The organism is Pseudomonas sp. PICF6 (assembly GCF_009831705.1).
GTDB lineage: Bacteria > Pseudomonadota > Gammaproteobacteria > Pseudomonadales > Pseudomonadaceae > Aquipseudomonas > Aquipseudomonas rhizophila.
Genome location: NZ_WUUD01000022.1, coordinates 241,128 through 262,554 on the forward strand (window position 1 = coordinate 241,128; position 21,427 = coordinate 262,554).

The 21,427-nt window shown below is 59.8% G+C and carries 22 protein-coding genes; 17 read left to right on the top strand and 5 right to left on the bottom strand.

Going from position 1 to position 21,427, the window contains the following annotated elements; all coding sequences use genetic code 11:
* Nucleotides 1-29 precede the first annotated feature (29 nt).
* The 4 genes from alc (at nt 30) to GSM73_RS15485 (ending at nt 4,295) form a co-directional block, all read left to right on the top strand.
* Entirely contained in the window at nt 30-1,025 is a 996-nt protein-coding gene (gene alc / locus GSM73_RS15470) for an allantoicase (RefSeq protein WP_047229636.1), read from the top strand.
* Nucleotides 1,026-1,145: 120 nt separating this feature from the next.
* Nucleotides 1,146-1,649 (top strand): ureidoglycolate lyase, encoded by a 504-nt coding sequence (locus tag GSM73_RS15475; RefSeq protein WP_047229637.1) that lies wholly within the window; start codon nt 1,146-1,148, stop codon nt 1,647-1,649.
* A gap of 52 nt (nt 1,650-1,701) precedes the next feature.
* A complete protein-coding gene (locus GSM73_RS15480) occupies nt 1,702-3,003 on the top strand; it encodes a urate hydroxylase PuuD (RefSeq protein WP_160893132.1) in 1,302 nt (433 codons plus the stop codon).
* Between the two features lie 506 nt (nt 3,004-3,509).
* On the top strand, nt 3,510-4,295 hold the full coding sequence (locus GSM73_RS15485) for an outer membrane protein OmpK (RefSeq protein WP_047229639.1): 786 nt from the start codon (nt 3,510-3,512) through the stop codon (nt 4,293-4,295).
* Between the two features lie 74 nt (nt 4,296-4,369).
* On the opposite strand, the gene GSM73_RS15490 is transcribed toward GSM73_RS15485, so the two are convergent.
* Complete coding sequence (locus GSM73_RS15490) at nt 4,370-5,530, bottom strand: patatin-like phospholipase family protein (protein ID WP_047229640.1); 1,161 nt, start codon at nt 5,528-5,530, stop codon at nt 4,370-4,372.
* 35 nt (nt 5,531-5,565) lie between these two features.
* Complete coding sequence (locus tag GSM73_RS15495; protein WP_092458595.1) at nt 5,566-6,498, bottom strand: lipid A biosynthesis lauroyl acyltransferase; 933 nt, start codon at nt 6,496-6,498, stop codon at nt 5,566-5,568.
* 118 nt (nt 6,499-6,616) lie between these two features.
* Between GSM73_RS15495 and minC the strand changes: the two genes are divergently transcribed.
* From minC to GSM73_RS15525, 6 genes are all read left to right on the top strand, one after another.
* On the top strand, nt 6,617-7,354 hold the full coding sequence (gene minC, locus GSM73_RS15500; RefSeq protein ID WP_047229642.1) for a septum site-determining protein MinC: 738 nt from the start codon (nt 6,617-6,619) through the stop codon (nt 7,352-7,354).
* Nucleotides 7,355-7,554: 200 nt separating this feature from the next.
* Nucleotides 7,555-8,367, top strand: a complete 813-nt coding sequence (minD, locus tag GSM73_RS15505) for a septum site-determining protein MinD (RefSeq protein ID WP_042728954.1) — start codon at nt 7,555-7,557, stop codon at nt 8,365-8,367.
* Nucleotides 8,367-8,621 carry a cell division topological specificity factor MinE gene (gene minE, locus GSM73_RS15510; protein ID WP_003179111.1) on the top strand — a complete coding sequence of 85 codons (255 nt, stop codon included), beginning with the start codon at nt 8,367-8,369 and terminating at the stop codon, nt 8,619-8,621. Before minD ends, minE begins: the two co-directional genes overlap by 1 nt.
* A 105-nt stretch (nt 8,622-8,726) precedes the next feature.
* A complete protein-coding gene (locus tag GSM73_RS15515; protein WP_018612476.1) occupies nt 8,727-9,362 on the top strand; it encodes an RluA family pseudouridine synthase in 636 nt (211 codons plus the stop codon).
* 207 nt (nt 9,363-9,569) lie between these two features.
* Nucleotides 9,570-10,859 (top strand): M18 family aminopeptidase, encoded by a 1,290-nt coding sequence (locus GSM73_RS15520; RefSeq protein ID WP_047229643.1) that lies wholly within the window; start codon nt 9,570-9,572, stop codon nt 10,857-10,859.
* A gap of 272 nt (nt 10,860-11,131) precedes the next feature.
* Nucleotides 11,132-11,314, top strand: coding sequence for a hypothetical protein (locus GSM73_RS15525; protein WP_047229644.1), 183 nt, complete (start codon nt 11,132-11,134; stop codon nt 11,312-11,314).
* A 7-nt stretch (nt 11,315-11,321) separates the two neighbouring features.
* Here the strand turns inward: GSM73_RS15525 and GSM73_RS15530 are convergent, their stop codons facing one another.
* The gene (locus GSM73_RS15530; protein ID WP_047229645.1) at nt 11,322-12,053 is read right to left on the bottom strand and encodes a UTRA domain-containing protein; all 732 of its coding nucleotides are present in this window, start codon (nt 12,051-12,053) and stop codon (nt 11,322-11,324) included.
* A 349-nt stretch (nt 12,054-12,402) separates the two neighbouring features.
* Here GSM73_RS15530 and GSM73_RS15535 point away from each other — a divergent pair, with 349 nt between their 5' ends.
* From GSM73_RS15535 to GSM73_RS15560, 6 genes are all read left to right on the top strand, one after another.
* Nucleotides 12,403-13,470 carry an ABC transporter substrate-binding protein gene (locus GSM73_RS15535; protein WP_047229646.1) on the top strand — a complete coding sequence of 356 codons (1,068 nt, stop codon included), beginning with the start codon at nt 12,403-12,405 and terminating at the stop codon, nt 13,468-13,470.
* Nucleotides 13,471-13,683: 213 nt separating this feature from the next.
* Entirely contained in the window at nt 13,684-14,490 is an 807-nt protein-coding gene (locus GSM73_RS15540; RefSeq protein ID WP_047229647.1) for an alkaline phosphatase family protein, read from the top strand.
* 5 nt (nt 14,491-14,495) lie between these two features.
* Nucleotides 14,496-15,332: an ABC transporter permease subunit gene (locus tag GSM73_RS15545; protein WP_160893164.1), complete on the top strand. Its 837-nt coding sequence runs from the start codon at nt 14,496-14,498 to the stop codon at nt 15,330-15,332.
* Nucleotides 15,319-16,119 carry an ABC transporter permease gene (locus GSM73_RS15550; protein ID WP_047229649.1) on the top strand — a complete coding sequence of 267 codons (801 nt, stop codon included), beginning with the start codon at nt 15,319-15,321 and terminating at the stop codon, nt 16,117-16,119. Before GSM73_RS15545 ends, GSM73_RS15550 begins: the two co-directional genes overlap by 14 nt.
* Complete coding sequence (locus GSM73_RS15555) at nt 16,116-17,105, top strand: ABC transporter ATP-binding protein (RefSeq protein WP_047229650.1); 990 nt, start codon at nt 16,116-16,118, stop codon at nt 17,103-17,105. The genes GSM73_RS15550 and GSM73_RS15555 overlap by 4 nt, the downstream gene beginning before the upstream one ends.
* 46 nt (nt 17,106-17,151) lie before the next feature.
* A complete protein-coding gene (locus GSM73_RS15560) occupies nt 17,152-17,805 on the top strand; it encodes an HAD family phosphatase (RefSeq protein WP_047229651.1) in 654 nt (217 codons plus the stop codon).
* Nucleotides 17,806-17,910: 105 nt separating this feature from the next.
* Here the strand turns inward: GSM73_RS15560 and GSM73_RS15565 are convergent, their stop codons facing one another.
* Nucleotides 17,911-18,699 (bottom strand): DUF2182 domain-containing protein, encoded by a 789-nt coding sequence (locus tag GSM73_RS15565; protein ID WP_160893134.1) that lies wholly within the window; start codon nt 18,697-18,699, stop codon nt 17,911-17,913.
* Nucleotides 18,700-18,701: 2 nt separating this feature from the next.
* Nucleotides 18,702-19,337 carry a DUF1326 domain-containing protein gene (locus tag GSM73_RS15570; protein WP_047229653.1) on the bottom strand — a complete coding sequence of 212 codons (636 nt, stop codon included), beginning with the start codon at nt 19,335-19,337 and terminating at the stop codon, nt 18,702-18,704.
* Between the two features lie 489 nt (nt 19,338-19,826).
* Here GSM73_RS15570 and GSM73_RS15575 point away from each other — a divergent pair, with 489 nt between their 5' ends.
* Complete coding sequence (locus GSM73_RS15575) at nt 19,827-21,410, top strand: hypothetical protein (RefSeq protein ID WP_155417192.1); 1,584 nt, start codon at nt 19,827-19,829, stop codon at nt 21,408-21,410.
* Nucleotides 21,411-21,427 lie beyond the last annotated feature (17 nt).

Genomic DNA, 21,427 nt, shown 5'->3' on the forward strand with positions numbered 1-21,427 from the left:
AGCCAACTTATTAAAGGCAGACAAGAAGAATGAAAGCTTACGCCGTACCCTTCGAGAAGTTCGTCAACCTGGCCGACGCCCGCCTGGGCACCAAGATCATTTCGGTCACCGATGACTGGTTCGCCGACGCCAACCGTCTGTTCCAGCCGACTCCGGCCGTATGGAAGGAGGGCGTGTTCGATGACAACGGCAAGTGGATGGACGGCTGGGAGTCGCGCCGCAAGCGCTTCGAAGGCTACGACAGCGCGGTGATCCGCCTGGGCGTGCCGGGTTCGATCAAAGGCGTGGACATCGACACTTCATTCTTCACGGGTAACTACCCGCCGTCGGCGTCCCTGGAAGCCTGCTTCCTGACCTCCGGCGAGCCAGACGAACATACCCAATGGACTGAAGTGCTGTCGGCCGTGGAACTGCAAGGCAACAGCCACCACTACCATGAAATCAGCAATGACCAGGCCTTCAGCCACCTGCGCTTCAACATCTACCCCGATGGTGGCGTGGCCCGCCTGCGGGTCTACGGCATTCCGTACCGCGACTGGTCGGCTGTGGGCGACAACGAACAGATCGACCTCGCCGCGGCCCTCAATGGCGGTCGCGCCCTGGCCTGTTCCGACGAACACTTCGGTCGCATGAGCAACATCCTCAACCCCGGTCGCGGGGTGAACATGGGCGACGGCTGGGAAACCGCCCGACGTCGCACCCCGGGCAATGACTGGGTGATTGTCGCCCTGGGCCATGCCGGCGAGGTCGAGAAAGTCATCGTCGACACCCTGCACTTCAAGGGCAACTACCCGGACAGCTGCTCGATCCAGGGCGCATTCGTCAAGGGCGGCACCGACAGCCAGATCGAAACCCAGTCACTGTTCTGGCGCGAATTACTGCCCAGCCAGAAACTGGAAATGCACGCCGAACACACCTTCGCCGAGCAGATCAAGGCGTTGGGGCCGATCACCCACATCCGTCTGAATGTGTTTCCGGACGGTGGCGTGAGTCGCCTGCGGGTGCTTGGCAAGGTCGCTAAATAAGCGGTGAGGCCAATCGCGAGCAGGCTCGCTCCCACAGGGGTACGAGGTCGAATGTGGGAGCGAGCCTGCTCGCGATAGCAATAGAACAGACAACAACGAATTCAAGGTAAGAAGACCAGCATGCGCACACTCAAGATCGAACCGTTGACCAAAGAAGCCTTCGCCCCGTTCGGTGACGTGATCGAAACCGACGGCAGCGATCACTTCATGATCAACAATGGTTCGACCATGCGCTTCCATCGCCTGGCGACGGTTGAAACCGCCGAGCCGGACGACAAGGCGATCATCAGCATCTTCCGCGCCGAGGCGCTGGAGATGCCGTTGACCGTACGCATGCTGGAGCGCCATCCGCTGGGCAGCCAGGCTTTCATCGGGCTGCTCGGCAACCCCTTTCTGATCGTGGTCGCGCCACTTGGCGATGTACCTGTATCAGGCTTGGTCCGCGCCTTCGTCACCAACGGCAGGCAGGGCATTAATTACCATCGCGGCGTCTGGCACCACCCGGTGCTGACGATCGAAAAGCGGGATGACTTCCTGGTGGTTGATCGCAGTGGCACAGGCAATAACTGCGATGAGCATTTTTTCAAAGAGGATGAGTTGTTGATCCTCGCCCCCCACCAATAAGAGAAGCGTCCGATCACGCGAAAACAAGCGTGACGGGCGAGAGGTAAAGACTGTGGAAGCACATATGCTGGAATGGCTGAACCTGAGCGTGCGCTGGGTTCATATGATCACTGGCGTGGCCTGGATCGGCGCGTCGTTCTACTTCGTCTGGCTGGAAAACAACCTCAATCGCGTCAACCCCAAAAGCGGTCTGGCCGGTGATTTGTGGGCCATCCACGGTGGCGGCATCTACCACCTGGAAAAATACAAACTCGCGCCGCCGTCCATGCCGGACAACCTGCACTGGTTCAAATGGGAAGCCTACTTCACCTGGATGTCGGGCGTCGCCCTGCTGTGCCTGGTGTTCTATTGGAACCCGACTCTGTACCTGTTGGCACCGGGCAGCAGCCTGAGCGGGCTCGAAGGCGTCGCCCTGGGCATCGGCTCGTTGTTCGTCGGCTGGTTCGTGTATTCCTTTCTCTGCGACTCGGCCCTGGGCAAACGTCCTGCCCTGCTCGGCCTGATCCTGTTCGTGCTGCTGATCGCCGCGGCCTACGGGTTCAGCAAGGTGTTCAGCGGTCGCGGTGCCTACCTGCATGTCGGGGCGGTCATCGGGACGATCATGGTCGGCAACGTGTTCCGCATCATCATGCCGGCCCAACGCGCGCTGGTGGCGGCCATTGCCGAGAACCGCACGCCGGATCCGGCGCTGCCGGCCAAGGGCCTGCTGCGCTCGCGCCACAACAACTACTTCACCCTGCCGGTGCTGTTCATCATGATCAGCAACCATTTCCCGAGCACCTATGGCAGCCAGTACAACTGGTTGATCCTGGCCGGGATCGCCGTGGCGGCGGTGTTGGTGCGGCACTATTTCAATACCCGCCACGACAGCAACAAGTATGCCTGGACGCTGCCGGTCGGCGCTCTGGCGATGATCTGCCTGGCTTATGTCACGGGTCCAAAACCCATGACCACAGCGCCGGAAGTCGCCAAAACCTCTGGTGTGATCGAGTACCAACCGTTGCCGGAAACGGCGGTGGGCGGCGGCGCAAAACCGGCGACGGCAGCGGCCGCACCGGCATCGACGCCGGCCCAGACCGCCAATGCCCAAGGCCCTTCGTTCGAGAAGGTCCACAGCGTGATTCAGGAGCGCTGCTCGGTCTGCCATTCGGCAAAACCCACCAGCCCGTTGTTCAGCGCCGCGCCGGGCGGGGTGATGTTCGATACCCCGCAGCAGATCCAGCAACAAGCCGCGCGCATCCAGGCCCAGGCCGTGGCCACGCAGATCATGCCCCTGGGCAATATCACCCAGATGACCCAACAGGAACGCGACCTGATCGGCGCGTGGATCAGCCAGGGGGCGCGGACCAACTGAGTCCCGCCGACATCAAACCTGACATCACCCGCTACACGTAATACCGCTGACAGGCAGACCGGCACACGACCGGTCGCCCGTCAGCGACTGCCTGCGCCTCAACAATAAAAACAAGAGGAAAGCACCAGATGACCCAGCCCCGCCATCACGCCCCAAATTCGCCACGAATGCGCCGTTGCAGGGCACTTGAGCCCATGAATGCAGGGCCGTATCCTGCGCGGCCGTTTGAGTCCGGTGCCGCGTAAAACCAGCAGATCCTGACCGATACGCCAACTATTGCAGTGTTGGCAGATATCGGCTTGCGCTGAACACACTTTTTCGAGCGTTTCAAACCACTGAACAAGCCATTTTTCCGATTTATCCCGGTCTTGGCTCAGCTCTTGCTGTCAGCGCTTGCCACAAACAAAAAGCTGACCGAACGGATGGTTTTTCCGTAGAAAAAAGCGCCACACCAGAGCGCTGATCTTAAAAAAATGCAGTACCACTTACCTTTGGGAGCAAACCGAATGAAACATACGTGCACCAGCCTGATACTTGCGGGATCTTTGCTGACCGCTGGCCAAGCGATGGCCGACGACCTGTTCCAATGGCAGAACAACAGCCTGACCTACCTCTATGGCAAGGATTTCCAGGTCAACCCGCGCATCCAGCAAACCGTGACCTTCGAGCACGCCGATGCCTGGAAATACGGCGACAACTTCTTCTTCCTCGACCGGATCTTCTACAACGGCCAGGACGACAGCAATTCCGGCCCGAACACCTACTACGGTGAGTTCAGCCCACGCCTGTCGTTCGGCAAAATCTTCGACCAGAAGCTGGAACTGGGTCCGATCAAAGATGTGTTGCTGGCCATGACCTATGAGTTCGGTGAGGGTGACAACGAGTCATACCTGATCGGTCCGGGCTTCGACCTGGCGATTCCCGGTTTCGATTACTTCCAGTTGAATTTCTACAACCGCCAGACCGAAGGTCCGCGCGCTGGCGACAACGTCTGGCAGATTACACCGACCTGGGCCTACACCCTCCCGGTGGGCTCATCCGACATCCTGATCGACGGCTTCATCGACTGGGTGGTGGACAACGACAGCAACTCCAAAGGCACCTACCACGCCAACCTGCACATCAACCCGCAGATCAAGTATGACTTGGGCAAGGCACTGAAGCTGGGCGCCAAACAGTTGTATGTGGGTGTGGAATACGACTACTGGAAGAACAAATACGGGATCGAAGACAGCGAAGGCTTCAAGACCAATCAGAGCAATACCAGCTTCTTGCTGAAGTATCATTTCTGATCCACATCGATCCTCGATGCTCAGGGAATCTTGTGGGAGCGAGCCTGCTCGCGATGGCGCTGGAGACTACTGCATTACCCCGCCGTCACCCGCAAGAACCGGCTTAACTCCTCGCGCTGGGCCAACGCATCCTGGCGTCCCAGCTCGATCAGTTCACTGCAATAGCCCGCTTCGAACAGCAGATAACTCAGTACCCCGGCGCCGCTGGTCTTGGTCGCGCCCGGCCCGCGCAGGAACATGCGCAGCGCGCGGGGCAATTCCAGGCGATGGCGAGCGGCGATTTCGTCGATCGGCTGGCTCGGCGAAATCACCAACACCTCCACCGGCGCCGCGCCCAGCGCATGAGCCGGCACGTCATCGGGCAGCAGATGACTGAAGCCATTCAGACGCTCCAACAACTCGATGTCGCTTTCCAGGCTGTCAATGAACGTACTGTTGAGCATGTGACCACCGATCTGCGCCAGGGTCGGTTGCTGGCCGGTGTAACTGCGCTGCAACGGCTCTGGCGAACCAAGGCCACGCGGATTGCCGCTGACCCCGATGACCAGCACGCGATTGGCCCCCAGGTGCAGGGCCGGGCTGATGGGAGCCGATTGACGCACCGCGCCGTCGCCGAAATATTCCGGGCCGATCCTGACCGGCGCGAATAGCAGGGGGATCGCCGAACTGGCGAGCAGGTGTTCCACCGACAACTGGGTCGGCACGCCGATGCGCCGGTGCCGCAGCCAGGATTCGATGGTGCCGCGGCCCTGGTAGAAGGTCACGGCCTGGCCGGACTCATAACCGAACGCAGTCACCGCCACGGCCCGCAGTTGCTGCTGCGCGATGGCCTGTTCGATGCCCGAGGCGTGGAATTGAGACTGGAGAAGTTCACGCAACGGGGAACTGTCGATCAGCGCCACTGGTAACCGGGCGCCCAGGCCTAGCAGGCTGTGGCTGATAAAACGTGTCGCCTGGGCAATCACGCCCCACCAGTCGCTGCGCATCACCTGATGGCTGCGCACCGCTTGCCAGAAGGCAGTCAGGCGCTCGATGGCCGTTTTGAAGTCCATCGCCCCGCTGGCCAGGCTGACCGCGTTGATTGCCCCGGCCGAGGTGCCGACAATCACCGGGAACGGGTTATCCGCCCCGTCCGGCAACAGTTCGGCAATCGCGGCCAATACCCCCACTTGATACGCTGCCCGAGCCCCGCCGCCGGAAAGAATCAAACCTGTCACCGGTTCAAGTGGGGTCATCGCAACGCTCCGTGTTCATTAAGTGGACTACAGGCTTAACCGCGTTTGTCATACAGCTTCGGCTCGCCCGGCGGACGACTCTTGAAGCGCCGGTGAGCCCAGAGGTATTGCTCGGGGCATCTGCTGACCGATTGCTCCACCCACCGATTGATACGGATGCAATCGGCCTCTTCGCTCTCCCCTGGAAAATCTTCCAGCGGCGCCTGGATCACCAAACGGTAACCACTGCCATCAGCCAGGCGTTCCTGGATGAATGGCACCACCCGTGCCTTGCCCAGGCGAGCGAACTTGCTGGTGGCCGTGACCGTCGCGGCCTGGATTCCGAACAGTGGCACGAAGACGCTTTGCTTGGCGCCGTAGTCCTGGTCCGGCGCATACCAGATCGCCCGTCCCGCCCGTAGCAGCTTGAGCATGCCACGCACGTCGTCGCGTTCCACCGCCAGGGAATCAAGATTGTGCCGCTCGCGCCCGCGACGCTGGATGTAGTCAAACAGCGGGTTCTTGTGCTCGCGGTACATGCCGTCGATGGTGTGCTGCTGGCCGAGCAATGCCGCGCCGATTTCCAGCGTGGTGAAGTGCAGCGCCATCAGGATCACCCCTTTGCCCTCGCGCTGGGCCTGCTTGAGATGCTCCAGCCCTTCGACATGGGCCAGCTTCGCCAGGCGCGAGCGCGACCACCACCAGCTCATGGCCATTTCGAAGAAGGCGATACCGGTGGAGGCAAAATTTTCCTTGAGCAGGCGCTTGCGCTCGGCAGCGGACTTTTCAGGAAAACACAGTTCCAGATTGCGCTGGGCGATGCGCCGTCTGTCGCCGGCCACACGATACATCAGCGCACCCAATACACGACCGGCGCGCAGCAGCAGCGGATAGGGCAGCTGAACGATCAGCCACAACAGCCCCAGACCGCACCACAGCAGCCAGAAACGCGGATGAAAAAATGCAGCTCGAAAACGCGGGCGATCCATTACAGCTTCCATAAAGACATGGGCCGCGCATTCTACATCGTTCGACCCGGCTTGCGGCCCGGGGACGATCTCGTTATAAGTCTCGGCACTTTTAGTGACAAGCCGTTGTACGCCGACCATGAGCCAAACCGAATCGCTAGACCAAGATCCCGTGTTCCAGCTGAAGGGCAGCATGCTCGCCATTACGGTGCTGGAGCTGGCCCGCAACGACCTGGAGAGCCTTGACCGGCAGTTGGCGGCAAAAGTCGCCCAGGCCCCGAATTTCTTCAGCAATGCCCCGTTGGTGCTGGCGCTGGACAAACTGCCGGCCGGCGAAGGTGCCGTGGATCTGCCGGGCCTGATGCGGGTTTGTCGCCAGCACGGCCTGCGCACCCTGGCGATCCGGGCCAGCCGTATCGAAGACATCGCCGCCGCCATCGCCGTGGACATTCCGGTGCTGCCGCCCTCCGGCGCCCGGGAACGGGTGCTGGAACTGAGCCCGGTCGAGACCAGGAAAAAGCCGGAAAAGCCACCAGAACCGACCATCAAGCCGACCCGAGTCATCACCTCTCCGGTACGTGGCGGGCAGCAGATCTATGCCCAGGGTGGCGATCTGGTCGTGGTGTCCTCGGTCAGCCCGGGCGCGGAACTTCTGGCCGATGGCAACATCCATGTATACGGCCCGATGCGTGGCCGTGCCCTGGCCGGTGTCAAGGGCGATACGAAAGCCAGGATTTTCTGTCAGCAGTTGAGCGCTGAACTGGTCTCTATCGCCGGGCAGTACAAGGTTTCCGAGGATCTGCGTCGCGACCCGCTGTGGGGGGCCGGTGTCCAGGTCAGCCTGTCGGGCGACGTGTTGAACATCATTCGGCTTTAACGGATACTGCCGCATTTTCCAAGCATCTCTAAAACGTAGCGAAAACGGCTTAAACGACGTAGGAAAAAGGATAAGGCAGTGTTTACCGGAGGTAGACCCCGTCCCGCATCCGATTCCAGCCAAGCCTGTCCAATTGCAGCAGTTTCAAGAGATGTTTTTCAGGGGCTGAAAAAGTCCTTTTTCCTTAGGGGTGAAACACCTTGGCCAAGATTCTCGTGGTTACATCCGGCAAGGGTGGTGTGGGTAAGACCACCACCAGCGCCGCTATCGGTACCGGCCTCGCTCTGCGCGGCCACAAAACAGTCATCGTCGACTTCGACGTCGGCCTGCGTAACCTGGACCTGATCATGGGTTGCGAGCGTCGCGTGGTCTATGACTTCGTCAACGTGGTCAACGGTGAAGCGAACCTGCAGCAAGCCCTGATCAAGGACAAGCGCCTTGAGAATCTGTACGTGCTGGCCGCCAGCCAGACCCGCGACAAAGACGCGCTGACCCAGGAAGGCGTGGAAAAAGTGCTGATGCAGCTCAAGGAAGACTTTGAGTTCGTGGTGTGCGACTCCCCGGCCGGTATCGAGAAAGGTGCCCACCTGGCGATGTACTTCGCTGACGAAGCGATCGTCGTGACCAACCCGGAAGTCTCGTCGGTACGCGACTCCGATCGCATGCTCGGCCTGCTGGCGAGCAAATCCCGTCGCGCCGAGAACGGCGAAGAGCCGATCAAGGAGCACCTGCTGCTGACCCGCTACAACCCGCAACGGGTCAGCGATGGCGAAATGCTGGGCGTCGAAGACGTCAAGGAAATCCTCGCTGTTACCCTGCTGGGTGTGATTCCTGAATCCCAAGCGGTACTCAAGGCCTCCAACTCGGGTGTGCCGGTGATTCTCGACGATCAGAGCGACGCCGGTCAGGCGTACAGCGATGCGGTCGATCGCCTGCTGGGCAAAACCGTAGAGCATCGATTCCTCGATGTAACGAAGAAAGGTTTCTTCGAGCGCCTGTTTGGAGGTAGGTAATGAATCTTTTTGACTTCTTTCGTGCCAACAAAAAGCCAAGTACCGCCTCGGTCGCGAAAGAGCGTCTACAGATCATCGTGGCGCACGAGCGCGGCCAGCGCAGTACCCCTGATTATCTGCCAGCCTTGCAGAAAGAACTGGTGGAAGTGATCCGCAAGTACGTCAACATCGGGTCCGATGATGTGCATGTGGCGCTGGAAAGCCAGGGCAGTTGCTCGATTCTGGAACTCAATATCACCCTGCCGGATCGCTGATCGATCCTGCAGGTGCCCACGGCGGCTCCGGGTCCCAAAGTCCTTCCCACAGGGTTAGGAAAAAGGGCCCGAGCCGCCGTTGGCGTTTGTTACGAGACTGTTTGAATGCCCCTGTCCAACATCCGCATCATCCATCAGGACGCCGCCGTCCTGGTGGTCGACAAGCCGACCCTGCTGCTGTCCGTGCCCGGCCGGGCCGACGACAACAAAGACTGCCTGATCACCCGCCTGCAGGAAAACGGCTATCCGGAAGCGCGAATCGTGCACCGGCTGGACTGGGAAACCTCTGGCATCATCCTGCTGGCCCGGGATCCGGACACCCATCGCGAACTGTCTCGGCAGTTTCATGACCGGGAAACCGAAAAGGCCTACACAGCATTGTGCTGGGGCCAACCGGAGCTGGACAGCGGCAGCATCGACCTGCCCCTGCGCTACGACCCGCCGACCAAACCGCGCCACGTGGTGGATCATGAGCAGGGCAAGCACGCCCTGACCTTCTGGCGCGTGCTGGAGCGTTGCGGCGACTGGTGCCGGGTCGAACTGACGCCGATTACCGGACGCTCGCACCAGTTGCGCGTGCACATGCTGTCCATTGGTCATCCGCTGCTGGGCGACGGCCTCTACGCCCATCCCCAGGCCCTCGCTGCGTGGCCACGGCTGTGCCTGCACGCCAGCATGCTCAGCTTCACCCACCCGCAAAGCGGCGAACGCCTACGCTTCGAGTGCCCGGCGCCGTTCTGAGACATCGCGTCTCCCCCATCGCGAGCAGGCTCGCTCCCACATTGGATTGCAGGCTTACACAAGTTTTGTGTTCACCCTGAGTCCCCTGTGGGAGCGAGCCTGCTCGCGAAGGGGACGGCACATTCAACGCGTATATCAATCACTGGCCACCCTCCTCATCGCCCCCCAATACGGTAAACTCCCGCGCATTGCTGTCTGGAGTTATTTATGCGCGAAGAGTTGAACCAAGGCCTGATCGACTTTCTCAAGGCCTCCCCCACCCCGTTCCACGCCACCGCCAGCCTTGCCCAACGTCTGGAGGCAGAGGGTTATCAGCGTCTTGACGAACGCGAGACCTGGGCCACCGAGGCCAACGGTCGTTACTACGTCACGCGCAACGACTCTTCAATCATCGCTTTCAAACTGGGGCGCAACTCACCGCTGCACGACGGCATCCGCCTGGTTGGCGCCCACACCGACAGCCCCTGCCTGCGGGTCAAGCCCCAGCCGGAACTGCAACGCCACGGGTTCTGGCAACTGGGCGTGGAAGTTTATGGCGGCGCGCTGCTGGCGCCGTGGTTTGACCGCGATTTGTCCCTGGCCGGGCGCGTGACCTTCCGCCGCGATGGCAAGGTCGAAAGCCAGCTGATCGATTTCAAGGCGCCGATCGCCACGATTCCGAACCTGGCCATCCACCTCAATCGCGAAGCCAACCAGGGCTGGGCGATCAACCCACAGAATGAGCTGCCACCGATTCTCGCCCAGTTCGCCGGTGACGAGCGCGTCGACTTCCGCGCCGTGCTCACCGATCAACTGGCCCGCGAACACGGCCTGAATGCGGACGTGGTGCTCGATTACGAGCTGAGTTTCTACGACACCCAAAGCGCCGCGCTCATCGGCCTGCATGGCGATTTCATTGCCGGCGCGCGCCTGGACAATCTGCTGTCGTGCTACGCCGGCCTGCAAGCCTTGTTGAACGCCGACACCGAAGAGACCTGCGTGCTGGTGTGCAACGACCACGAGGAAGTCGGCTCTTGCTCGGCCTGTGGCGCCGACGGTCCGATGCTGGAACAAACCCTGCGTCGTTTGCTGCCTGAAGGTGAAGAGTTCGTACGGACCATCCAGAAATCCCTGCTGGTTTCCGCGGACAACGCCCACGGCGTGCACCCCAACTACGCCGACAAACACGACGCCAACCACGGCCCGAAACTCAATGCCGGGCCCGTGATCAAGGTCAACACCAACCAGCGCTACGCCACCAACAGCGAAACCGCCGGGTTCTTCCGTCACCTGTGCATGGCCGAGGAAGTACCGGTGCAGAGCTTCGTGGTGCGCAGCGACATGGGCTGCGGCTCGACCATCGGCCCGATCACCGCCAGTCAGTTGGGTGTACGCACGGTGGACATCGGTTTGCCGACCTTCGCCATGCACTCGATCCGCGAGCTGTGCGGCAGTCATGACCTGGCGCACCTGGTGAAGGTGTTGAGCGCGTTTTATGCCTGTCGTGAGTTGCCGTAACCACAGCAGCACCTGTTTGAACCGGGAAATGCTTACCCTTGTGGCGAGGGGATTTATCCCCGTAGGGCTGCAGAGCAGCCCTTTGCCCAGTCACCGCAATACTTCACATGTCAGTAACGGCCCAAGTGCGTCTGCTGCGCAGCCGAGCGGGGATAAATCCCCTCGCCACAACAGTGCTCGCCTCCGGATTGGGGGGAGCCATGACATACATCATCACACCCCGGCAAAACCCCAACTAGACTGACCTTATCCCCTCCGACAAGGCCGTCGCCATGATTCCGATGTCTGCGTTCAATGCCATGCTGGTGCCCATCATCGCCGGCATGATCCTGCTGGCCATCGGCTTCAACTTCCGAGACAAGAACGTCGGGGTGTTTGCCATGTGGATCGGCATGTTGTTGATCCTCGCCACGGTGGTGTTCAGGATCCTGGCCAAACTCAACGAGTCGATCTGACCTCATCTCAGGCAGCCGACGGTTGTTCCGGCACGTCCACCCCCACGTGAATCGCATCGTGACGCCAGAACTCCAGGTCACAATCGATCAACCGCTGATGCTGGTCATAATTGACCCGGGCAATCCGCAAGCCAGGGCTGCCAACCGAGACTTTCAACGCCGCCGCCGCTTCAGGCTGTAGCGAGGTGGGCACAATCTCGAACTTCACCCGGCCGTAGTGCAAGTCGTAATGACGGGCGTACAACTCGGTGATGGACTGATTGAGGTCGAATTCGAGGATGTCCGGGAAGTACTGCGGGTTCAGGTAGTGCTCGACATACAGCACCAGCCGCTCATCGATACGCCGCACGCGGCAGATCTGGATCACACTGGACAGTGCCGGCAATTGCAACCAGGCACACACTGCTGCCGAAGCCGGCTGCAGACGGGCCGAAATCACTTGAGTGGAAGGCACTCGCCCTTGGGCAGTCACCATGGCGTGGAAATGGCTGCGCTGCATCAGGTTATAGGCCAGGCGTGGCGGCGAGACAAACCAACCACGGCGCTCCTCGCGATAGATCTGCCCCTGGGCTTCGAGCTGCAACAGCGCTTCGCGCACGGTGATGCGTGTAGTGCCGAACAACTCACTGAGCTTGCGCTCGGCCGGCAACTTGCTACCGGGCGCCAGCAAGCCATGGTCGAGCTGCTCCTGCAGGACTTGCCCAATGGTTGTCACCGCTTTGGTTGTCTCGATGCGCATCAACGTTACCTATCTGGACTAGACCAGCACTCTTTCGGGGCGAAATCGATGGAGCATCCATCCGTTTCTCATGCTTGCAAGCCTAGGCACTGCACATGACTGATAGATGACAGAACCGCCGAACGGTTCATTGCCATCCCTGCAAGTTAGCGGCCAACTCCTTGCAGATCAGCCGGTTAACCATGGTCTACGCTTAGTTGGCAGCCACTTTGCCCCCGCCTGACACATGCCGGCATCTCCTGCACCGACATCAAAATGTCACAGGGCTCGCCTACATTGGCTCAGGTATTGCTGACCTAGACCAACACAACCGCAATCGCAGCGTTGAAAACGCCCATAGGAGCTTCGGATGAAACAGTTTTTCCTGGCATCACTGTTAGGCTCGACCATTGCCATGTGCACTGTTGCCATGGCCGCTGACACCGATTTGAAAACACTGGAAGCCGCTGCGAAAGCGGAAGGCACCGTGAACAGCGTCGGCATGCCCGATGACTGGGCGAACTGGAAAGCCACCTGGGATGACCTGGCCAAAATCTATGGCTTGAAACACATCGACACCGACATGAGCTCGGCCCAGGAAATCGCCAAGTTCGCCGCCGAGAAAGACAACGCCAGCGCCGATATCGGTGACGTCGGCGCAGCTTTCGGCCCGATCGCGGTCAAGCAAGGCGTGGTTCAACCCTACAAGCCGAGCACCTGGGAACAGGTTCCGGACTGGGCCAAGGACAAGGACGGCAACTGGGCCCTGGCCTACACCGGCACCATTGCTTTCATCGTCAACAAGAAGCTGTTGCACGGCTCCGAAGTGCCAACCAAATGGGCCGACCTGAAAACCGGCAAATACAAGGTTTCCATTGGTGACGTGAGCACCGCCGCCCAAGCCGCCAACGGTGTGCTGGCAGCGGCCCTGGCCAATGGCGGCAACGAGAAAAACGTTCAACCGGCCTTGTTGATGTTCGCCGAGATCGCCAAGCAAGGGCGTCTGTCCATGGCCAACCCGACCATCGCCACCATGGAGAAAGGTGAAGTCGAGGTCGGCGTGGTCTGGGACTTCAACGGCCTGAGCTACAAGGCCAAGATGGCCAACCCGGATGATTACGTCGTACTGATTCCATCCGACGGCTCGGTCATCTCCGGCTACACCACCATCATCAACAAATACGCCAAGCACCCGAACGCCGCCAAACTGGCTCGCGAGTACATCTTCAGCGATGCCGGCCAGATCAACCTGGCCAAGGGCAACGCCCGTCCGATCCGCGCCGAGCACCTGACCTTGCCTGAAGAGGTCAAGGCCAAGTTGCTGCCCAACGAGCAGTACAAAGGCGTGACCCCGATCAAGGATGCGGATGCGTGGGAAAAAACCTCCAAGACACTGCCGCAGAAGTGGCAGGAAGAAGTGATCATCAATATGGAGTGAGGCAATAGCTCCCGCTGGAAATCCACTGGAGATCCAATTGTGGGAGCGAGCACTGTGGGAGCAAAGCTTGCTCGCGATGAACGATGACACGGTCTTGCAGTTGAACCGTGTCGCCTTCATCGCGAGCAAGCTCGGCTCCCACAGAAGCTGGCTTCCACATCAGGTCCCTGGTGAATCCGAGTTTCCTGGTATCTGTCCGGAGTCCCGCTACCCATGAAGCACAACGTCATCCTGGTGGTGCTCGACGGCCTCAACTACGAGGTCGCCCGGCATGCCATGGGGCATTTGCAGGCCTATGTCGGCGCAGGACGCGCGGCGCTCTACACACTGGAATGTGAACTGCCCGCCCTGTCCCGTCCGCTCTATGAATGCATTCTCACCGGCGTCGTGCCCCTCGACAGCGGGATCGTGCACAACAATGTCTCGCGCCTGTCGAACCAGCGCAGCATCTTCCACTACGCCACCGCAGGCGGCTTGAGTACGGCAGCCGCGGCCTATCACTGGGTCAGCGAGCTGTACAACGCTTCGCCGTTCGTGGCCGGTCGCGATCGTCATACCGACAACCCCGAGCTGCCGATTCAATACGGGCATTTCTACTGGAATGACCACTACCCCGACTCTCATCTGTTTGCCGACGCCGAACACCTGCGTCAGCGCTACCTGCCGAATTTTTTGCTGGTGCACCCCATGAACATCGACGATGCCGGCCACAAGCACGGCCTCGACACCCCGCAATACCGCAACAGCGCCCGCTCGGCCGACATCAACCTGGCGGTTTACCTGCAAGCCTGGCTCGACGCCGGATACCAGGTGCTGGTGACATCCGACCACGGCATGAACAACGACCGCTCCCACAACGGCCTGCTGGCTGAAGAACGGGAAGTGCCACTGTTTGTGCTGGGCAACGGCTTCAGCCTCAACCCCGACGCCGCACCCCGACAGACCGAACTGTGCGGCACCATTTGCCAGTTGCTCGGCGTTGCCCACGACAAACCCTATTGCCAGGAGTTGCTCAAGTGAATGCCATGACGCGCGGCAAATGGCTGGCAGCGTTGTGCCTGGTGCCCTTCGCGATTTTCTTCATCGTGTTCCAGATCGCGCCGCTGCTTTGGGTGCTGGTCAACAGCCTGGAATCGGAAGAGTTCGGCTGGGGCCTGGCCAATTTCAGCAAGATTTTCAGTTCGAAGTTCTACCGCCAAGCGATCCAGCACAGCCTGGAAATCAGTTTCTGGTCCAGCGTGTTCGGCATCATCATCGCCGTGCTCGGCAGCTATTCCCTGCGTCGGGTCGATTCGCGCCTGCGCAACTTCGTCAACGCCTTCGCCAACATGACCAGCAACTTCGCCGGCGTGCCCCTGGCCTTCGCCTTCATCATTTTGCTGGGGTTCAACGGCAGCATCACGATCATGCTCAAACAGGCGGGGATCATTGAAGATTTCAACCTGTACTCGAAAACCGGGCTGATCATCCTCTACACCTACTTCCAGATTCCCCTGGGCGTACTGCTGCTCTACCCGGCCTTCGACGCGCTGCGCGAGGACTGGCGCGAATCCGCTGCGCTGCTGGGCGCCAACGGCTGGCAGTTCTGGCGGCACATCGGCTTGCCGGTGCTGACCCCGGCGCTGCTGGGCACGTTCGTGATCCTGCTGGCCAATGCGCTCGGTGCCTACGCCACGGTGTATGCGCTAACCACCGGTAACTTCAACGTCCTGCCGATTCGCATCGCCGCCATGGTCTCCGGGGACATCTCCCTTGACCCGAACATGGCCAGCGCCCTGGCCGTGGTGCTGGTGGCGCTGATGACCCTGGTGACCGTCGTCCATCAGTTGCTGCTCAAGAGGAGCTACCATGTCTCGCGCTGAATCGAGCTCTGCCGGGCTATATCATCGGCTGGTGGTGTATTTGCTGTTCGCCATCCTGCTGTTGCCCCTGGCCGGCACGCTGATCTACTCCATCGCCAGCAGTTGGTCGGCCACCGTGCTGCCCAGCGGTTTCACCTTCAAGTGGTACGTGCAGCTGTGGAGCGATCCGCGTTTTCTCAACGCCTTCGGTCAATCGCTGATCGTCTGCGTCGGGGCGCTGGTGCTGTCCGTGGTACTGATCCTGCCCCTGCTGTTTGTGGTGCATTACCACTTTCCAAAGCTCGACGCACTGATGAACATCCTCATCCTGCTGCCCTTCGCGGTGCCGCCGGTAGTGTCTTCAGTGGGGCTGTTGCAACTCTACGGTTCCGGGCCGCTGGCGATGGTGGGCACGCCGTGGATCCTGATCGGTTGCTACTTCACCGTTGCCCTGCCATTCATGTATCGGGCGATCACCAACAACCTGCAAGCCATCAACCTGCGCGACCTCATGGACGCCGCCCAACTGCTCGGCGCCAGCACGTTCCAGGCGGCTTTGCTGGTGGTACTGCCGAACTTGCGCAAGGGCTTGATGGTGGCGTTGCTGCTGTCTTTCTCGTTTCTGTTCGGTGAGTTCGTGTTTGCCAACATTCTCGTCGGCACTCGCTATGAAACCCTGCAGGTGTACCTGAACAACATGCGCAACAGCAGCGGTCACTTCACCAGTGCGCTGGTGATCTCCTACTTCTTCTTCGTACTGGTCCTGACCTGGGCGGCCAACATCTTGAACAAGGACAAAAGCCAATGAGCTACGTCAGCGTCCAACACCTGCAAAAAAGCTATGCCGGCACACCGGTGTTCAGCGACATCAATTGCGAAATCCACAAGGGCGAGTTCGTCACCCTCCTCGGCCCTTCCGGCTGCGGCAAGTCCACACTGCTGCGCTGCATTGCCGGCCTGACCGCGGTGGATGCCGGGCAGATCCTTCTGGACGGACAGGACATCGTCCCGCTGAGCCCGCAGAAACGCGGGATCGGCATGGTGTTCCAGAGCTACGCCTTGTTTCCCAACATGACCGTGGAACAGAACGTCGCCTTCGGCCTGCGCATGCAAAAGGTTGCGACCGAGGACAGCCGCCAACGGGTACTGGAGATTTTGCGGCTGGTGGAGCTGCACGACTTCGCCGCTCGCTACCCCCATCAACTTTCCGGCGGCCAATGCCAGCGCGTGGCCCTGGCCCGCTCCCTGGTGACCCGCCCGCGCCTGTTGCTGCTGGACGAGCCGCTGTCGGCCCTGGATGCACGGATTCGTAAACATTTGCGCGAGCAGATCCGACAGATACAACGCGAACTGGGCCTGACCACGATCTTCGTCACACACGATCAGGAAGAAGCGCTGACCATGTCCGACCGGATTTTCCTGATGAACCAGGGAAAGATCGTACAAAGCGGCGACGCCGAAACCCTTTACACTGCGCCGGTCGATGTCTTTGCCGCCGGCTTCATCGGCAACTACAACCTGCTGGACGCCGACAGCGCCAGCAAACTGCTGCAACGGCCAGTGACCGGTCGCATCGCCATTCGCCCGGAGGCCATTGAACTGAGCCGCAGCGGCGAGCCCGATGCCCTGATCCGCAGCCACAGCCTGCTGGGCAACGTGATCCGCTACCGGGTCGAGGCTCGCGGCGTAGAGCTGGTGGTCGACGTGCTCAATCGTTCCGCCGCCGATTTGCACCCCGATGGCACACGACTGTCACTTTCCATCGATTCGACGGCGCTGTGTGAGGTAGCCTGATGGCTTTATTGATTTTGAAGTTGATTTTTAAAAGGGAAACGCGCTGATGGCCCTGGCAATTTTTGATCTGGACGAAACCCTGATCCACGGCGATTGCGCCACCCTCTGGAGCGAGCAGATGGGGCGCCTGGGCTGGGTCGATCCAGAGTCGTTCATGCGTCGCAACAATGAGCTGATGGACGCCTACAGCCACGGCAAGCTGCGCATGGAAGAATACATGGACTTCAGCCTGGAACCGATGATCGGCCGCACCCCGGAAGAAATCGAACACCTGGTGACGCCGTGGGTGGAAGACTTCATCGAACCGATCATCTTCAGCGACGCCACCAAAACCATCGCCGAACACCGCAAGGCCGGTGACCGGATCCTGGTGATCTCCGCCTCCGGCACGCACCTGGTCAAGCCGATTGCCGAACGGCTGGGCATCGATGAGATCCTGGCGATTGAGCTTGAGGTGAGTCATGGGGTGTACAGCGGCAAGACCGTCGGCACCCTGACCTATCGCGAAGGCAAGATCGCACGGCTGCTGGACTGGCTGGATGCCGAGGAAGAAAACCTTGAGGGCGCAAGTTTCTATTCCGACTCGCGCAACGACCTGCCGTTGCTACAGCGGGTGGACTTCCCTCATGTGGTAAACCCGGATGCGGTGTTGAAGGCCCATGCCGAATCGGCCGGGTGGCCGATTCATACCTGGAAATAAGCCCCCTGTGGGAGCGAGCCTGCTCGCCATTGCGGTGTGTCAGTTAAATCAATGCCTGCTGATCCATCGCAATCGCGAGCAGGCTCGCTCCCACACAGGTTTAGCCTAGCCCAGCAGCAGCCACAGGCTCCAGCCGAGCAACAACACACCGCAGATACGACTGAGCCAGGGTCCCTGCGGCAGGTTCTTCTCCAGCAGGATGAAGGCACCGATCACTGCCACCCAGAGCAGGTTCATCACGCCGACCACGAACAGCAAGCCCATCAGGGCCCAGCAGCAGCCCAGGCAGTAAGCGCCATGGGCCAGCCCCATGCGCCAGCCGCCGAGCACGCCGGGGCGCCAGTAGCCCAGAAGAAAATGCAGCGGCCCGCGACAATGCTCAAGGCAGACCGCCTTGCTTGGCGACCACTGATAGATGCCTGCGACCAGCAATAAGCCGGCGCCCAGCGCGGTACTGCTGCTGCGCATCCCCGGACTGAGCAAGGCCAGCCGCTCGAGCGCCCATTGCAGCGCCGTGGCGCCCAGGGCGAAACCAACCCAGACCAGGCCATAGGCGCTGCAGAACAGCAGCAGGGCCAGGTGTCGCTGCGGTGCCGGCATGCGCTTGCGCAGCATCTGCTGGTAGATCAGCAACATGGGCAAGGCGCTGGGCAACATCATGCCGATCATCATCACCGCCCACATGGCGAACATCAGCAGCGCATCGCCCAGGCTCCAGGGCATGAGCATACCGGCCATTGCCGCATCGGCCATGCCGCCCGGCGCACTCATGTCACGGGCCATCTGCAGCAGTATCAGCCAGGCCAAGGCGGTCAGCGCGAGCAGGCAGAGCAGGAACAACAACTGCTCGCCTGTCAGTCGCTTGCTCTGCGCCGCCGCCTGGGGTTCTGCCATCTTTACGGCTCTATGCCATGACCGGTGAAATGCACGTGGGCGAGGTGGCTATGACTGTCCTGGGATTGGAGCTTGAGGGCTGAATGCGTCTGGTAGCTGCCGCTGGCTACTTCAGCCTCAAGGAACTCGAAGCCGTTGGGCAGGGACAGGCGGACTCGATGAGGTGAACCGTCGATCGGGCTGCGGATCGGCTCGCCGCTGGCCTGCAATACGCCGGGAATGTCCAGGTGCGCCAAACGCTGATCGACATCGATGGACAGGGTGATGGGCACGAACTGCGGTTCGAACATTTCACTCATGGTGCTGCTGAACACCTGAAACACGTTGGCCCCGGGGTCGCTCTCCAGGCCAGAGAGGATGGTCAGCAGAGCCTGGCGTTGCGCCTCGTCGGCGCGTTCATCGATGAACACCTGACAACTGCCGTTGCCCTCATGGATGGCGCCCGGCCAAGCGAAGGTGGCGGCCCAACACAAGCCTCCCAACGCCACTTGATTGAAATACCCGCGTTCCACTCGCATCGACGCCACCGCGTGGCAGTGGCCATGGGTCGGTGGCGCGTCGAATTGACAGGGACAGCCCCAATTGCAGTTGCAGGCAATGAATTCGACGCCCTGCATGCGCCATTCGGCGATGGTCATGATCAACCTCTTCACCTGGCGGGTGAAATGAAAGCTGCGGTTACCCCCATCCCTCCATTAGTTAACGCTAGCAGGGTGCGCGCATCGGCTATGGGCTGCCGACCAAAGGTCGGTTTGCCTGGGTTCGCCGGTCAGAGGTGGAAGCCTCCGGCGATAGGCATGAGGGTGCCATTCAAGCCTGCTGGGGCATGCGTTTTTTACTGAGCCAATATGTTCATGGATCATGCGGAGTCACTTTGCAGTCATCACAACATCTCTTCTGTCAGGACACTAATCAGAGAGAGACATCTATTACTCTCGAAACTTCTCTAAAGCGTTTTTTATGCGATGTCTACTGTCAGACTTTACAGGTCGCTCAGACTAACCGACAGATGGCGCGTGTTCTTCCTTTGACCTGTTATTTCTAACAGTAGACGCATGGCTGTATCCGCAGGTTAATAACTCCACGCCCTGTTTTTACTCGACAGTCGCCCCGCGACGGGAGCCCTCATGAACAAGTACCTTGAACAGTGGATTTTTACCCACACCAGCATAAAGGCACTTACGGCCCTCGCGCTCGCCGTATTATTTGGTTGCGCAACTCAACTGCCGTCGCCACCACCCGACATTCAGTCTTCCAGTAGTTATGAACGCTCCGGTGAGGAAACAGCCCGAAAGCTGACCACGGCGTATCACAATACCGCCGCCAACTGCGGCACGCCCACCACACCAGCCTTTCTCTGCTCAGGGGTAACGCTACGCATCACTAAAACCAGCAATAATTACGATCCATGGGATCATAGCGACTTCTCAAGAAAAACCGACGCAGTCTCATTTTCTTATTTGAGAGCCGATACAAAGTTTGTTCGCACCCCCTGGTATGGTGTCAATGGCTTGATTTTCTATCCTTATCTCAACGCCCCCGCCGGAAAAATAAAACCCGAAGTTATCTGTTACTTTCCACTCGACGGCGCTACGTTTTATCGCGATGCCGCGGGGCAGTATGGATGCAGAGACAGTATCGTGCCTCCGCGAGTATTTGCTGACAGCACGCCTTGTCGAGAACAAAACATTACCACCGCGGAACAATGGGTGGCCCATTATCGAAAGGTCTCTCAATATAGAACCGCGCACTCCTGCGCCTTTATGGTAACGAGCAGCCTGGATGCAGAAGCAGTCCAAGGCTTCAACCAGGCCATTCGGGTTCGTTCATTGATCCCCGATGAGGCTTTTGCCGATCACAACGAGCTGCGCATCAAAGCCTGGCCTGAAAATGAGCCCGGAGTATTGCCAATTCAGGCCTTCTTCTACATCGACACAGGGCTGGCGAATGCCCAAATCGACCAACAGAAATATTACGACCGCACCGGGGGCATGGTGGTCCCCATCATTCGTCTGACCATACCCGGCACCCCGTCTGCAGATGCCACGTTTGTCTATAACGCCGCGGACCAGGCTGTCCTTCCCATCACCCCGGGGAAACTCAAACCCAAGGTTCCCAAAGCCTATAACGCAGCGGGCGACCATCTGAAAATGAGTGATATCTACACCGACACGTATGTGGATGTTGAAGTACCTCACTACACCGGTATGCATGCTACCGATACCATCCGGGCGCGCTGGCAGGGTCGGGTCAACTACAACAGTCCAATTATCGAAGTGGGTGATCCCCCCGGGAAAAGACTGATCCCGATTCCTCGTCTGGAAGTCGTCGACAATATCGGTCGATCTGTCGTGGTCGGCTATTCCGTCAAGGAAAAAGGGATTGGCGAGACGATAGAGTCAGACAGGTTGACGCTGCATATCGACCCGCAAGCGGTGGATCCATTACCGGCACCGAGTTATTCCAACTTGAAGGTTAGCGTGAACTACGGCGGTGAGACAGGCTACACCGTCAGGGTTCGTTGGGCCGGTGTCACCACCCACGATACTGAAAACCAGGATGTGACGTCCGGCCAAGCCAACGTTTTTGACATTCCCAGTGCCTGGGTATCCGAAAACAGCGGAAAAACCGTCCTGATCAACTACTCGATTGTCCGTAAAAACAGCAACGAGCAACGGATGTTCTCTCAGGTCCTAAGGGTTAACCTCTAGGTCAACCCTTTAGCAGC

Coding starts and splice junctions, on each gene's coding strand:
- GSM73_RS15490 (WP_047229640.1), bottom strand. CDS start 5,530: ATGACCCCACTTGAACCGGTGACAGGTTTGATTCTTTCCGGCGGCGGG.
- GSM73_RS15570 (WP_047229653.1), bottom strand. CDS start 19,337: ATGACCATCGCCGAATGGCGCATGCAGGGCGTCGAATTCATTGCCTGC.
- GSM73_RS15540 (WP_047229647.1), top strand. CDS start 13,684: ATGAAGCACAACGTCATCCTGGTGGTGCTCGACGGCCTCAACTACGAG.
- GSM73_RS15475 (WP_047229637.1), top strand. CDS start 1,146: ATGCGCACACTCAAGATCGAACCGTTGACCAAAGAAGCCTTCGCCCCG.
- GSM73_RS15535 (WP_047229646.1), top strand. CDS start 12,403: ATGAAACAGTTTTTCCTGGCATCACTGTTAGGCTCGACCATTGCCATG.
- minC (WP_047229642.1), top strand. CDS start 6,617: ATGAGCCAAACCGAATCGCTAGACCAAGATCCCGTGTTCCAGCTGAAG.
- GSM73_RS15545 (WP_160893164.1), top strand. CDS start 14,496: ATGACGCGCGGCAAATGGCTGGCAGCGTTGTGCCTGGTGCCCTTCGCG.
- GSM73_RS15550 (WP_047229649.1), top strand. CDS start 15,319: ATGTCTCGCGCTGAATCGAGCTCTGCCGGGCTATATCATCGGCTGGTG.
- GSM73_RS15560 (WP_047229651.1), top strand. CDS start 17,152: ATGGCCCTGGCAATTTTTGATCTGGACGAAACCCTGATCCACGGCGAT.
- GSM73_RS15520 (WP_047229643.1), top strand. CDS start 9,570: ATGCGCGAAGAGTTGAACCAAGGCCTGATCGACTTTCTCAAGGCCTCC.
- GSM73_RS15565 (WP_160893134.1), bottom strand. CDS start 18,699: ATGGCAGAACCCCAGGCGGCGGCGCAGAGCAAGCGACTGACAGGCGAG.
- minE (WP_003179111.1), top strand. CDS start 8,367: ATGAATCTTTTTGACTTCTTTCGTGCCAACAAAAAGCCAAGTACCGCC.
- GSM73_RS15530 (WP_047229645.1), bottom strand. CDS start 12,053: ATGCGCATCGAGACAACCAAAGCGGTGACAACCATTGGGCAAGTCCTG.
- GSM73_RS15495 (WP_092458595.1), bottom strand. CDS start 6,498: ATGGATCGCCCGCGTTTTCGAGCTGCATTTTTTCATCCGCGTTTCTGG.
- GSM73_RS15485 (WP_047229639.1), top strand. CDS start 3,510: ATGAAACATACGTGCACCAGCCTGATACTTGCGGGATCTTTGCTGACC.
- GSM73_RS15515 (WP_018612476.1), top strand. CDS start 8,727: ATGCCCCTGTCCAACATCCGCATCATCCATCAGGACGCCGCCGTCCTG.
- alc (WP_047229636.1), top strand. CDS start 30: ATGAAAGCTTACGCCGTACCCTTCGAGAAGTTCGTCAACCTGGCCGAC.
- GSM73_RS15555 (WP_047229650.1), top strand. CDS start 16,116: ATGAGCTACGTCAGCGTCCAACACCTGCAAAAAAGCTATGCCGGCACA.
- GSM73_RS15575 (WP_155417192.1), top strand. CDS start 19,827: ATGAACAAGTACCTTGAACAGTGGATTTTTACCCACACCAGCATAAAG.
- GSM73_RS15525 (WP_047229644.1), top strand. CDS start 11,132: ATGATTCCGATGTCTGCGTTCAATGCCATGCTGGTGCCCATCATCGCC.